The organism is Rhizobium sp. SG2393 (assembly GCF_042610495.1).
In the GTDB taxonomy this organism is placed as follows: domain Bacteria; phylum Pseudomonadota; class Alphaproteobacteria; order Rhizobiales; family Rhizobiaceae; genus RU20A.
Map to the genome: position 1 here is coordinate 119,024 of NZ_JBHGAP010000006.1, position 13,756 is coordinate 132,779.

A 13,756-nucleotide genomic window follows, 5' to 3' on the forward strand; every position below is an offset into this window, starting at 1 on the left:
TCAGCGGCCGGCGCAGAAGATTTGGAGGCGGCGGCGGCAACAGGAATTTTCTGCTGCGCCAGACGCGATTTTGGTGCCGCGTGCCGGTCTGGACCGCATAGGCTGCCGATAAAACGGAGACTGCCATGCCTGCGCCGCTTGCTCTTATCGAAACCGTCAGCGATCTGCCGAAAACCGCCGATGCGGTGGTGATCGGCGGCGGCATCATCGGCGTCTTTGCAGCCTACCATCTGGCCCGGCGCGGCCTGAAGACCGTGCTGATCGAAAAGGGCCGGATCGGCGCGGAGCAATCGAGCCGGAACTGGGGCTGGTGCCGCCAGCAGAACCGCGATGCGCGCGAGCTGCCGATCTCGACCAAGAGCCTCGACCTGTGGGAGCAGTTCGCCGCCGAGAGCGGCGAGGATACGGGCTTTCGCCGCTGCGGGCTTCTCTATCTCTCCAACAACGAGGCCGAGATCGCCGGCTGGGCGCGCTGGCGGGATTTTGCCAGCACCGTGGGCGTGACCACCCACATGCTGTCGGCAGCAGAAGCCGCCGAGAAGGGACGGGCGACGGGGCGCAGCTGGAAGGGCGGCGTCTTCTCGCCTTCCGACGGCATTGCCGATCCCGCCCGTGCGGCACCCGCCGTGGCGCGTGCCCTTGCGGCCCTTGGCGGTGCGGTGATCCAGAGCTGCGCGGCACGCGGCATCGAGACCGAGGGCGGGCGCTTGAGCGCCGTCGTGACCGAGCGCGGCACGATCCGCACGAAAACGGCCATCCTCGCCGGCGGGGCCTGGGCCTCCTCCTTCTGCCGGCAGCTTGGCATCCGCTTTCCGCAGGCCTCGATCCGCTCCTCCATCCTGTCGGTGTCCGGCGGGGCGGAGGGCATTCCGCCGGCGCTGCATACGGCCGAGATCTCGCTGACCGCGCGCGGCGATGGCGGCCACACACTGGCCATCAGCGGCCGCGGGCGGGTGGATGTCACGCCGCAGCAGATCCGCTTCGCCCCGCAATTCCTGCCGATGTTCCTCAAGCGGCGCAAAAGCGTCGGCCCCGGCACGCTGGAAGGTTTGAGGAGCGGCCATGAGACGCTGGCGCGCTGGCGGCTCGACCGGCCGACCCCGATGGAGCGCATGCGCATCCTCGATCCGAAACCCGACCAGGCGACGATCCGGCTCACCCATCAGCGGGCGCTGGCGCTGCTGCCGGAGCTGAAGAAGACCAGAATCACCGCAAGCTGGGCCGGCTATATCGATTCCACCCCGGACGGCGTGCCGGCCATCGGCGAGGTCGAGACGCTGCCGGGCTTCCTTCTGGCGGCCGGCTTTTCCGGCCACGGCTTCGGCATCGGCCCGGGCGCCGGCCACCTGATCGCCGACATCGTAACGGGCGCGGAGCCGATCGTCGATCCCAGGCCCTACCACCCGTCCCGCTTCGCCGCCTCGGCCTGGGGCAAGGTCGCCGACTTCTGACAGCGATGCCCGGCGCTTCAAGCGCCTGAAGCATGGGGGGCGACCGCGCGATCACCACCCATGCCGTGTGCTTTTCTTTTCAGGATTGTTGAAGCCCGAAGGCTACGGCGATACGCCGCTGCCGACCGAAACCGTCTGCCGTCGGGCGCGGGACGGATCGCGGGTGTTCAGGGCTGGCGCGCGTTCAGAACACGCTCGACCTGACGGTGGCGCTCCTGGCAGATGGCCTGCCACATGGTGTTCAGGATGCCGCGGCGGGCGGCCTTTTCGTGTTCGCGCTTCATGATAGGCTCCTATCGTGTGACTTGCCCCCTTATACGCCCGAAAACACAAGAAAAGGTGCACGCATTGGGCATGGCTGCCCTGCTCGAACCACGGTGAAAGCCGTTTGCGCTTCTCCTTCGCCGCGGGCTGCCCTATGCTTTGCGGCATCGTCCGACCGGCGTGAAACGAGGACCGTCACGATGATGCTTCGAACGGAAGCGTTCAGAGAAACGGGCTCACTCCATCAGGTCTGACAGCGCACCAGGGTCCGCACGCCGCATGCAACTGCCGATCAAAGCCATTCTCGTTTTCCACGTCACGGCGCGGGCCGGCAGCATCTCGCGCGCGGCCGAGGAACTGAGCGTCACGCCTTCGGCCGTCAGCCAGCAGATCCAGCTGCTCGAAAACCAGTTCGGCGTGACATTGCTGACCAAGGCGGGGCGCGGCATTGCGCTGACGGAGGCGGGCGAACGATATTTCTCGATGATCTCCGACCAGATCGAGCGCATCGAGGAATCGACCGCCACGATCCGCGGCTTCCGGTCGGTGACGACGCTGACCATCCGCGCCACGCCGACGCTCTCCAACAAGTGGCTGCTGCCGCGGCTCGGCGGGCTGCTCGATCGCTATCCGGATCTGGAAGTCAGACTCGACGGAACCAACGAGCCGACGGATTTCAACCAGGAATTGGTCGACCTCGAGCTTCGCCACGGCAATGGCCGCTGGCCGGGCCTTTTCGTGGAGGGACTGGCGGAGGAGCGTTTCCTGCCGGTTTGCGCCCCCTCCTATGCGCCGGCGGCCTCGCTGTCGGCCGAGGATCTTCCCGCCCACCGGCTGATCCATTCCGTCAAGTCGCAGGCGCAGTGGGGGCCATGGTTCCAGCTCTCCGAGGTGACGTCTGAACGGCGCTGGCGGCGCGTGCTCTTCGACCGCAGCCACATGGCCATCGATGCGGCCGTGCGCGGCATGGGGATTGCGCTGGAAAGCACGCTGATGATGCAGGACGAGCTGACGAGCGGCCGGCTCGTCTGCCCGGTGGCAAACCCGCCGGACCTGCGTATCACGACCCAATGGATCGTCTGCCCGCGCGACCACCTGCGCCAGACGAAAGTGCGCCAGTTCCTGGAATGGCTGCGCGAGGAGCGCGATGCCTGGCAGGCGCTACAGGGACAGGGCTAAGACCCGGTCGGATCGGTGGCTGGTCCCGTCCGTTTTGCGTCCGGGCAGGCGGATGGACCGGCTACGGGCCAAAAGCTCGAGAGGGCCTCACGCCGCGTCTGGGCGCGCGGCGGCAATGGCGTTGACGGCGCGATCCATGAGCGCATCCGGCGACAGGGCAATGTCGAGAACGATCGGCGCCTCATCCGCGCCCGGCCGTTCCAGCGTTGCAAGCTGGCTGTCGAGGAGAGCGACGGAGGCGAAGTGCCCCTGCCGGCCCTGAAGCCGGGCGGCAATGAGATCGCGCGTACCATCGAGGAAGACGAGCTGGACTGCGCCGAGTTTGTCGCGCAGGAGATCGCGGTAGCGCCGCTTGAGCGCAGAGCAGGCGATGACGACCGGGCGGGAGGGAACCTCGATCGCAGCGCTGCAGACGGCATGGAGCCAAGGTTCGCGGTCGGCATCCGTCAGGCCGATGCCGGCGCGCATCTTCTCGACGTTTCCGGGGCTGTGAAAGAGGTCCGCCTCGATGAAGGCGGCCCCGAGGGCCGTCGCCAGGCGACGGCCGATCTCCGATTTTCCGGTTCCCGCCGTGCCCATGACGACGAGGAAGGAAACCGGGGGCTGGATGGGCGTGGACATCTCAGTAAAGCCCCAGCATCTGGATCGGCCAGAGGGTCAGCGCCGGGAAGAGCACCAAGGCGAGAATCGCGGCAATGAGGATCGACATGGGCGCCAGCGATCCCTTGACCACGTCCTCGATCGACATCTTCGCCACCTGCGCCACCGCAAAGAGGCACACCCCGACCGGCGGCGTGACGAGACCGAGCGTCAGCGTGATGACCATGACGATCAGGAAGTGGATCGGATCGACACCCAGCGACACGGCCGGCGGCAGCAGCACGGGGATGAGGATGAACATGGCGGCGATCGCATCCATGAACATGCCGACCACGATCAGGAACAGGAAGATCAGGATGAGGACCATCGTCGGACCGGTGGCAATGGTGCCGAGGAAGGTGGCAACCTGCGCCGGAAGACCGTCATAGGTGAAGACCCAGGCTGCCAGCTTGGCCGTGGCGGCGATGAAGAGGATCGTTCCCGATGTGCGCGCGGTCTCGATGAAGATCCCCGGCAGCTCCTTCGGCGCGATGGTGCGATAGAGGATGACCGAGAGGAACAGCGTGTAGAGAACCGCAATGCCCGCCGCCTCGGTCGGCGTGAAATAGCCGTCCACGATGCCGATGAGCAGGATGACCGGCGTCAGCATCGGCAGGATCGCTGCAATGCCGGTCTTGATCACGAGCCTCAAATTGAAGGGCGTCGGCGGATTGAAGCCGTAGCGCACCGCGTAGAAGTGGTTGAAGACCATGAAGGCGAAGGCGATGAAGAGGCCGGGAATGAGGCCGGCCACGAGCAGCGTGCCGATCGAGGCATTGGCGATGGAGCCCGCAATCACGATGAGGATCGACGGCGGAATGATCGACGACAGGGTCGAGGTACACAGCGTCATGCCGACGGCATAGCCCTTCGGAAAACCGTGGCGCTCCATTGCCTTGATTTCGATGGCGCCGATCGAGGCGATGTCGGCAACCGACGATCCCGAGACGCCGCCGAAGATCACCGAGGAAGCGACGTTCACATGGCCGAGCCCGCCCGGCAGCCAGCCGACGATGGCTTCGGCGAAGTCGAAGAGCTTTTCGGCCACCCGGCCGCGCTCCATGAGAACGCCGACGAGGATGAAGAGCGGGACGGCGACCAGCAGGAAGGAGTTCATGGCCGAAAACATGCTCTGGGCCATCAGATCCACCGGCGTGGAGGTGAACATGACGATGGCGATAACGCTCGCAAGACCCAGCGCGACGGCAAGCGGCACGCCGAAGAGACTCATCGTCAGGAAGAGCGCGAGAAGGACGAGGCTCATGACAGTTTCTCCGCAGGCGAGGCATGGACGGCCTGTTGCCGCAGTTCGGGCATCTGGACCTCCGGCTCGAGAATTTCGATGAGGTGACGCCGCCGCTTCAGGGAATCGATGATCCCGAGCACGGCGAGAATGGCGCTGAGCGGCATGATCGTGCCGAGCAGCCACATGGGCACGGGCAGGGTCGCCGCGGTCTCGTTCATGGCGTATTGCTGCCAGGCGAGCTTGTAGCCGGTCCATCCCATCAGGGCGAAGAACACCACCGAGCTCGCCACGTAGATCGGCACGGAAAGCCGGCGAATGAGCCGCGGGAACATGGCCAGGATGACGGTGACCCGCGCCGTCTCCACCGTCCGGAAGCCGGCGGCAAGCCCGAGGAAGATCATCCAGACGAAGAGGTAGCGCGTGGCTTCCTCCGTCCACGAAATCGACATGCCGAGCAGGCGGCTCGAGACCTGCAGCAGAACGACGGCGAGGACGCCGAAGGCGGCGAGCCCCGCCGCCATATCGCTGAGCCCCTTCAGGACCTTGGCGAATGTAGAGCTGTCCTTTGACATGATGTCTCCTCCCTTGATGGGCCGGACCGGCAGGTTGGCTGCCGGTCCGGGCATTCGCAGCGGTCAGTTCTTGCCGACGGCGGCAATCGTCTTGTCGAAGAAGGCCTGGTCTTTGACCAGTCCGGCAAAGACCGGATAGAGCTGCTTGGCAACGGCAACGAAGGCCTTCTGCTGCTCGGGCGTCAGGCGGTTGACCTCCATGCCGTGGCCCTTCAGTTCCTCGATGGTCTTTTCGGCGGTGGCCGTGTCGTTCTCGACCTTCCAGGCCTCGGCCTCGACGGCCGCTTCCTGGAGCGCCTTCTTGTGGGCGTCGCTCAGCGCATCATACTTGGCCGGGTTGATGCCCAGAACCCATCCATCGCCCATGTGGTTGGTGATGGAGACATATTTCTGGACTTCGTAGAACTTGGCCGAGAGCGGCACGTTGATCGGGTTTTCCTGCCCATCGACGACCTTGAGCTGCAGGGCGTTGTAGACCTCCGCAAAGGCCATGGGCGTGGGAACGGCGCCGAGCTTGCCGAAGAACTCGACCCAGAGCGGGTTGTTCGGCACGCGGAACTTGAGCCCGGCGAGATCGTCCGGCTTTTCGATCGGGCGCTTGGAATTGGTCATCTGGCGGAAGGGACGCGGCCAGAGATTGATGCCCTTGATACCGATCTTGTCGAGATCGGCGATCAGTTCCTTGCCCTGCTCACCGGCGAGATAGCCGCGCAGCTGCGCCTCGTCGTCAAAGAGATAGGGGATGGAGATGGCCGAGAATTTCGGATTGAAATTGGCGTAGAGCGAGGTCGCCAGCACCAGCATGTCGAGCGAGCCGCCGGCCAGCTGCTTGACCGCGCCGGACGGATCGCCGCCATAGAGCGTACCGTTCGGGAATACCTTGACGGTCAGTTCGCCATTGGTCTTGGCCGAAACGAGTTCGGCGAACTTGTTGGCGGCAACGGTGATCTCGGACGAGTCCGGATCCGGCGTCGACAGCGTCAGCGTTTCGGCCTGGGCGAGGCTCGAGGCCAGCAGGGCCGCTGCCGCGACGATGCTGCGGATTGCAAAAGACTTCATGTTTTCCTCCCGTTTGAAATTCACGATGATCGGTGGGTGACACGGGTTCAACCCGCATTCATCCGTTTCAACTCAAGAATGACTCCGCTGTGGTCAAGGTCACCGTCGCCGTGGTCCACCATGGCCTGAAACAGTCGATCGACCTCCTCGCCGACCGGCAGTCGCAGACCGTGACGGCGCGCGAAGCCGAGCGCGGTCGACGTATCCTTCACCTGGTATCGGGCCGGACCGCCCGGCCTGAAATTACCCTCCACCATCCGCAGCCCGTGCTGACGGAACACGGTGGAGTCCGCAAACCCGCCCAGCAGCGCCTCGCGGACACGCCCCGGGTCCGCACCGCCGGCTTCCGCCAGCGTCAGGGCCTCCGCGACGGCGCAGATCGTCGATGCGACGATCAGCTGGTTTGCAAGCTTTGTCAGCGATCCGCTGCCTGCCGGGCCGACATGGGTCACCCGGCCAAGCGGCGCGAAGACCGCAGAGAGGCGTTCGATCTCGTCGGCCTTCCCGCCGGCCATGATCGCCAGCCGGCCTTCCCTGGCGCCCAGCTCCCCGCCGGAAACGGGCGCATCGATGCAGGCAATGCCGCGAGCCGCCGCAACGCCCGCAATCGCAACCGCCGTCTCGACGGGAATGGAGCTCATGACGACGAGCGTGGCACCGGCGCGCATCGCGCCGATCGCGCCCGTCCCGCCGCACAGAACCTCGTCGCAGACCGGGCCGGAGCTCAGCATGCAGATGACGACATCCGCATCCCGGACGGCCTCGGCGGCGGTGGCTGCCGCCACGACACCGCCGGCTGCGAGCGCCGCCGCCTTCTCCGCACTGCGGTTCCAGGCGCTGACCCGGAACCCGGCACCGGCAAGACGAAGCGCCATGGGAGCGCCCATGATGCCGGTTCCGAGAACCGCGACAGGTTGATGTGAGGACACTCCGCTCATCTGCCGCACGCCTCAGGGGTATTGCCGATCGGCGAAGCGGACGGGCCGCTCCACGACGATCAGCGGCGGGAACGCCTCGCGGAAACGGGCGAGATGCGGCGTTGCGAGATGCGCATCGAAGGCGGCCCGGCTCTCGTAGACCTCGTAGAAGACCACGGTGTCGTCGCTTGCCTCAGGGCGGATCACGTCGAACTGCCAGCAGCCGGGCTCGTCGGCGACGGAGTGGGCCGCGTCATCCCTGGCGGCAGCGAGGAAGTCGTCCATGCTGCCGGGCTTCACCTGAAACTCGGCAATCACGACAAAGGGCTTGTTCGGCATCATCCCGCCCTCACTCGGCGGCCAGCTTCGTCGGGCGGAAACGGTCTTCCATCTCCCGCCGCAGGTTGACGACATCGAGGTCGTTGACGATTTCCACGTCGTCGAAGGAAACGATCTGGTCCTTCTTGATCGGGCGCTTCAGCTTGACATTGTGGGCAAGGCCGATCGGCAGCGCCTTGGTGTCCAGACTGCGTGTCGCCGGGATCGCATTGGCCCAGACGGCGTAGCCGCCCTCGCCGTCCAGCATCTCGCCCGGGGCCATGTCCTTCTTGGCGGTGGCGACCGCATCGCCACGGAACTCCTTGGAGCAACCGGTGGGCTCGTTGCGCAGCACGGCAGAGAGAACGCTGACGGAGGTTTCCAGGCCGATGATGTGGAACGGACGCCACATGGAGGCATACCAGCCCGAGGGATCGGTCAACAGGCCATACTGCTTGAAGCAGGCGCGGGCATATTCATTGTGCGCCTTGAAGGTGACGAAGACGCCGTAGCGGATGTTGTTGAAGACCTCGCGGCCATCCGGCTCCTGGCTCGCGGCGATATCGACGAGGCCGGAGCGGTCCATGCGGCCGCCATCGGCGGCAGGGCGGAAGACGCGGGCGAGATCGTGCAGGCCGGCCGGCGGGAAGGCCAGACCATTGTCCGGGCAATCGAGGCCGGTGCCGTTGGCGACGGCGGCCATTTCGATGGCGGCCTTGGTGCCGTCGGTGAAGGAATTGTACATTTTCGGATTGAAATCGCCCTTGGCGACTTCCTCCTCGCTCCAGCCGAAGAAGCCCCAGACCGTATCCGGCGTCGAGTAGCGATAGCGCGGTTCGAAGTTCATGCCCTTGCCGGCGGCCGTTACTTCGAAGCCGGTGGCGCGTGCCCAGTCGACGAGTTCGCAGATCAGGGCCGGCTGGTCGCCATAGGCCATGGAATAGATGACGCCGGCCTTGCGGGCCTTCTCGGCCAGGATCGGCCCGACCATCACGTCGGCTTCGACATTGACCATCACCACATGCTTGCCGCTGTCGATCGCACCCAGCGCATGGCGCGTGCCGGCAATCGGGTGGCCGGTGGCCTCGATGATGCATTCGATCTCATCACAGGCAAAGAGATCGGAGGCCTCGCCCGTCACGAAGGTGCGGCCGGTCTTGATCGCATCGCCGCAGCTGTCGGCCGCATAGCGCTCGGCCGCCCAGCCGACACGCTCCAGCGATTCCTTCGCCTTGCCGACGTTGAGATCGGCGACCGCCACCATGTGGAGACCTTCGATGCGCTGGGCCTGGGCCAGCACCATGGAGCCGAACTTGCCGGCCCCGATGAGGCCGACGCGCACGGGGCGGCCATTCGAAGCACGCAGGGAAAGCAGGGAATAAAGGTTCATGTTCTCATCCTCGACAGGGGCAAATCCGATGGGTGCGCGGCCGGACCGACGACAAGCAAAGCCCCTCGCAGGTTCGACGATGAACCTGCGGTTTCGGCATGCCCTGAACGAGTGATCTCCTCCGCGGACACGCGCCCTCGGGCCGCATCCTTCGACCGCCTCCCACAGCGACCGATAGGCAGAGACTAGAACCGGAAAGAGATTAGCTCAATTTAGAAGAACGGGAAAACGTTTTAGAAATTCTAACTTTTGATGATCGGCGACCGGACCGGGGACGGCGTGACAGGTGCCAGCGACCGGCGTGACGCCGCGCGACGGCCGGCCATCGCAGGGCGGATCATCCAAAAGATAACCGGCGTGGACCTGGGGGCCAGCCGCCGGTATCAGCCAGGCCGCAGGGCGCTGCCTGCGGGCATGGCTTCGGTTTCAGGCGGCGCTGGCCGTTTGTCCGTCGGCATCAGGGCCGGTCCGTCGGCGGGCCTTCGCCGCCTCCGCGTTCAGCAACCACAGCATCAGGCAGGGCAGCAGCAGCAGAGTCAGGACGGTTGCAGCCGCAAGGCCGCCGATGATCGCAAAGGCCATGGGGCCCCAGAAGATCTCCGATGCGATGGGGATCATCCCGAGGATGGCCGCGCAGGCGGTTAGGACGATCGGGCGGGCGCGATGCAGCGCTGCGGTCACGATCGCATCCAGCGGCGGGAGGCCCTCTGCCACGTTCACATCCACCTCCTGGATGAGGATGACGGCATTGCGGATGATCATGCCCGACAGGGCGATGACGCCGAGCTGGGCGACGAAGCCCATCGGCGTTCCCGTCGGCAGCATCGCGGCCACCACGCCAATCACGCCAAACGGCGCCATCAGCACGGCCAGCCCCATGCGGCTGAAGCTCTGCAACTGAACCATCAGGAGCGCGACGATCACCACCAGCATCACCGGGATCACCGCAAAGACCGAAGAGCTTCCCTTCTCGGATTCCTCGACCGCGCCGCCCGTCTCGATCGCATAGCCGATGGGCAGGGAGGCGCGCAGCCCGTCCAGCTTGCGGTTGACGTCGGCCGTGACCGTCGCCGCCAGAGCCCCCTGGGCCACGTCCGACTGGACGATGATCATCGGCTTGCCCTTCTGGCGCCAGATGATCGGCTCCTCCAGCCCGTAGCCGATGGTCGCCACCTGGCGCAGCGGCACGGATGCGCCGGAGGGGGTGCGCAGCGACAGGTTTCCAAGCGTTGCAATGGAGGTCCGGTCGGCCTCGATGCCCTTGATGACGACATCGACCAGACGGGTGCCGTCGCGCACCGTGGTCGCCGTCGTTCCGGCAAAGACGGAGGCGACCTGCTCGGCGATGGCTTCGGAACTGAGGCCGAGCGAGCGCGCCTCCACCTGGTTGACGACGACGGACACGTTCTTCTGCGGTTCGCCGGCCGTCATGTTGATGTCGCGCGTGTGCGGGTCTTCGCCCAGAATATTGGCGACCTTCAGCGACAGTTCCCGGACCGTCGGGTAATCCGGCCCGAGGACGCGGAACTTCAGCGGCCAGCCGACGGGCGGGCCGAGCTCCAGCGGCGAGGCGCGGGTCACGATGTCGGCGAAGTCGGTGGAAAAGGCCGCCTCCAGGCGCTTGCGCACGGCATCGCGCTGCTCCACGCCCTTCGTCACCACGACGGTCTCCGACACATTGTCGTTTTCGAGCAGCAGATCCATCGGCAGGTAGAAGCGAATGGAGCCGGACCCGACATAGGTCGTGAAATGATCGACGTCGGGATCGGCCTTCAGCAGCGCCTCGAGCTGGCGGGCGCGCGCATCCGTGGCATCGCGCGACGCGTTCTGCGGCAATGTCAGGCTGACCAGCAGTTCCGGCCTGTCGGACGCCGGGAAGAACTGCTCTTCCAGCCGGGTGGCGCCGAACAGCGACAGCACGAACGCGACGACGGCGATGGACAGGATGGCAAGGCGGTGGGCAAGCGACCAGTCGAGCAAGGCGCGATAGGCCTTCATCACCCGTCCCGGCTCGTGGCTGGCATGCTTCATGCGGTCCGGCAGGATCCAGGTGCCGAGAAGCGGCGAAAACAGAACCGCCACGATCCAGGACGCGATGAGCGCGATGAGGACCACCATGAACAGCGAGAAGGTGTATTCGCCGGCGCTGGAAGCCGCAAAGCCGACCGGAATGAAGCCGGCAATCATCACCAGCGTGCCGGTGAGCATGGGAAAGGCGGTGGTCTCATAGGCATAGCTGGCCGCGACCGACTTGCCGTCGCCATGCTCCAGCCGGGAGACCATCGTCTCCACGGTGATCATCGCATCATCCACCAGCAGCCCGAGCGCGATGATGAGCGCCCCGAGCGAAATGCGCTGCAGGCCGATGCCGGCAATCTCCATGCCGAAGAAGGTCAGGGCCAGAACCAGTGGAATGGAGGCGGTGATGACGAGCCCTGCCCGGGTCCCGAGCGAGACGAAGGACACGGCGAGGACGATGACGATCGCTTCGACCAGCACCTTCACGAAGCCGCCGACGGCCTCGTCGACGACGGTGGTCTGGTCGGCCACCTGGCGAACCTCGATCCCGTGCGGCAGCTTCCCCGCGATGGTCTCCATCCGGTCGCGAAGCGCCTCGCCGAACGCCAGGAGATTGCCGCCGTCGGCCATGGAGACGGCAAGGCCGATCACCGGCTCGCCGTTGACGCGCACCGACGGCGCGGGCGGATCCACAAGGCGGCGCGATATGGTGGCGATGTCGTCCAGCCGCACATAGCGCCCGCCGAGGGGGATCGTCAGGCCGCGCAGGCTGTTCTCGGAGGTGAAGGCGCCGCTGACGCGCAGCGAGATCTTTTCCTGGTCGGTGCGAACGACGCCGAGCGGCGTCACGGCGTTCTGGGCGCGGATGGCCGTGATGGCGGCTGACGCATCGAGACCGAGACTGGCGAGCCGCGCGGAGGAGAACTCGACCAGGATCTCCTCCTCCTGAACACCGATGATGTTGACCTTGCCGATATCGGGCAGGGTCAAAAGCTCGGACCGCACCGTCTCGACCTGATCGCGCAGTTCGGGCAGCGAATAGCCATCGGAGGTAAAGGCATAGATGCTGCCGAAGGTATCGCCGAACTCGTCGTCAAAGACCGGCCCCTGCACGCCCTGCGGCAGGGTCGGCGCGATGTCGCCAATCTTCTTGCGGACCTGATACCAGATGTCGCTGACCGCGCCCGGCGGCGTGTCATCCTTGAGGTTGACCATGACGACGGACTGGCCGGCGCGGGTGTAGCTCTGGGTAAAGTCGAGATGCGGCGTTTCCGACAGCTTCTTCTCGATCTTGTCGGTCAGGAGATTGACGGTATCGGTGACGCTGGCGCCCGGCCAGCTGGCCGCGACCACCATGGTCTTGATCGTAAAGGGCGGGTCCTCGTTGCGCGACAGGCGCTGATAGCTCCAGATGCCGCCCAGCATGGCGGCGATCATCAGGAAGATGATCAGGGACTGGTGGTCGAGGGCCCAGGCGGAGAGGTTGAAGCGGCCCTTCTGCTCCGTCTTGCCGGCCGTCATTTCGCATCCTCTTGGGTGACCGCGACCTTTTCGCCATCGCGAAGCTTGCTCACCCCGGCTGTCGCCACGCGCTCGCCGTCGCTGAGCCCGGCGCTGACGAGAACATCGTCGCCGGTGTAGCGGGCGACCGTCACGTCCCTGATCCTGACGAGGCCCGTCGCGGGATCGGCGACGAAGACCGCAGGCCGGCCCTGATCCTGCGTCAGAGCGGATGAGGGCAGCACGGCGAGCTTTTGCGGCGACAGGATGATCGATCCGCGCACGGCCGCGCCGAAGGGCATGGCACTGCCTTCGGCATCGAGACCGACCTTGACTCGGTAGGTGCGCGTCGCCGGGTCAGCGGACGGCGTGATCTCGCGGATCCGGCCCTTTGCCGTGACGGTCGGCTCCGAAATCAGCATGACCGCGACCGATGGCGTGTTCGGGTTCATCTGGATCAGTCTTTCCGGCACGTCGAAGATGGCGTCGCGTTCCGCATCTGAAATCAGCGTAACGACCATCTGCCCGGCGCCGACGACCTGCCCCTCGTTCGATCCGACAGCGGAAATCACGCCGTCGCGGTCCGCGCGAAGCTCGGTGTAGGACAGGGTTTCCTCGGCGGTCGCGAGCGAGGCCTCGGCGGCAGAGACCTTTGCCTCGGCCATTGCCAGCGACGCATCGGTCTGCTGGACCTGGGCCTGCGGGGTGATGTTCTTCTCAAACAGGGCCCGGTTACGCTCGGCATTGACCCCGGCCAGATCCCGCTCGGCCTTGGCGGTCGCAAGCTCTGCCTGTGCCGTCAGGACACCGTTTTCGCGGGTGCGGCGATCAAGGCGCGCCACCACGTCCCCGGCCTTGACCTTGGCGCCGTTCTCGACGCGGAAGACGAGCTTGCCGTCGATCTGGAAGCTCATGGCCGTCTCGAAGCGCGGACGGATCTCGCCGGTCTGCTCGATGGTCTCGCCGATTTCCTGAAACGCGACGACGGCGGTACGCAACGGCCGCGGCGGCTTTTCCGCCGCCTTTTCCTCCGAACAGCCCGCAACAAGCATCGCAACGAGGGCCAGCGTGCCGATCGTCCATCGCGTCATGCTCAAAACTCCCTGGCCGGTTGGCCGCGTATCCTGGCACGATGGCCGTGGTCGAAGGTCAGTCGGGACTGTCATCTGGCTGCCTGCGACGGCAATGAGACACATGACGGC

The 13,756-nt window shown here is 65.7% G+C and carries 11 protein-coding genes; 2 read left to right on the plus strand and 9 right to left on the minus strand.

All coding sequences use genetic code 11. The features are described from left to right. Positions 1-125 precede the first annotated feature (125 nt). Both ACED18_RS14235 and ACED18_RS14240 read left to right on the plus strand, forming a co-directional pair. A complete protein-coding gene (locus ACED18_RS14235) occupies positions 126-1,451 on the plus strand; it encodes an NAD(P)/FAD-dependent oxidoreductase (RefSeq protein WP_377293312.1) in 1,326 nt (441 codons plus the stop codon). Positions 1,452-1,994: 543 nt separating this feature from the next. Further along, positions 1,995-2,894: a LysR substrate-binding domain-containing protein gene (locus ACED18_RS14240; RefSeq protein WP_377293314.1), complete on the plus strand. Its 900-nt coding sequence runs from the start codon at positions 1,995-1,997 to the stop codon at positions 2,892-2,894. 87 nt (positions 2,895-2,981) lie between these two features. Here ACED18_RS14240 and ACED18_RS14245 read toward each other — a convergent pair whose 3' ends face one another. The 9 genes from ACED18_RS14245 to ACED18_RS14285 all read right to left on the minus strand — a co-directional run bounded on the left by ACED18_RS14245 (position 2,982) and on the right by ACED18_RS14285 (position 13,645). Beyond that, positions 2,982-3,515 (minus strand): gluconokinase, encoded by a 534-nt coding sequence (locus tag ACED18_RS14245; protein ID WP_377293316.1) that lies wholly within the window; start codon positions 3,513-3,515, stop codon positions 2,982-2,984. 1 nt (position 3,516) lies between these two features. After that, entirely contained in the window at positions 3,517-4,797 is a 1,281-nt protein-coding gene (locus ACED18_RS14250; RefSeq protein WP_377293318.1) for a TRAP transporter large permease, read from the minus strand. After that, entirely contained in the window at positions 4,794-5,351 is a 558-nt protein-coding gene (locus tag ACED18_RS14255; protein ID WP_377293320.1) for a TRAP transporter small permease, read from the minus strand. Before ACED18_RS14255 ends, ACED18_RS14250 begins: the two co-directional genes overlap by 4 nt. 63 nt (positions 5,352-5,414) lie before the next feature. Beyond that, a complete protein-coding gene (locus ACED18_RS14260; protein ID WP_377293322.1) occupies positions 5,415-6,410 on the minus strand; it encodes a DctP family TRAP transporter solute-binding subunit in 996 nt (331 codons plus the stop codon). A gap of 47 nt (positions 6,411-6,457) precedes the next feature. Then, positions 6,458-7,348 (minus strand): NAD(P)-dependent oxidoreductase, encoded by an 891-nt coding sequence (locus tag ACED18_RS14265; protein WP_377293324.1) that lies wholly within the window; start codon positions 7,346-7,348, stop codon positions 6,458-6,460. 12 nt (positions 7,349-7,360) lie between these two features. After that, positions 7,361-7,666 carry a putative quinol monooxygenase gene (locus ACED18_RS14270; protein WP_377293496.1) on the minus strand — a complete coding sequence of 102 codons (306 nt, stop codon included), beginning with the start codon at positions 7,664-7,666 and terminating at the stop codon, positions 7,361-7,363. A 10-nt stretch (positions 7,667-7,676) separates the two neighbouring features. Continuing rightward, the gene (locus tag ACED18_RS14275) at positions 7,677-9,035 is read right to left on the minus strand and encodes an NAD(P)H-dependent oxidoreductase (RefSeq protein WP_377293326.1); all 1,359 of its coding nucleotides are present in this window, start codon (positions 9,033-9,035) and stop codon (positions 7,677-7,679) included. Positions 9,036-9,461: 426 nt separating this feature from the next. Further along, positions 9,462-12,575, minus strand: coding sequence for an efflux RND transporter permease subunit (locus ACED18_RS14280; protein WP_377293328.1), 3,114 nt, complete (start codon positions 12,573-12,575; stop codon positions 9,462-9,464). Beyond that, positions 12,572-13,645, minus strand: coding sequence for an efflux RND transporter periplasmic adaptor subunit (locus ACED18_RS14285; protein WP_377293330.1), 1,074 nt, complete (start codon positions 13,643-13,645; stop codon positions 12,572-12,574). The genes ACED18_RS14280 and ACED18_RS14285 overlap by 4 nt, the downstream gene beginning before the upstream one ends. Positions 13,646-13,756: the final 111 nt, after the last annotated feature.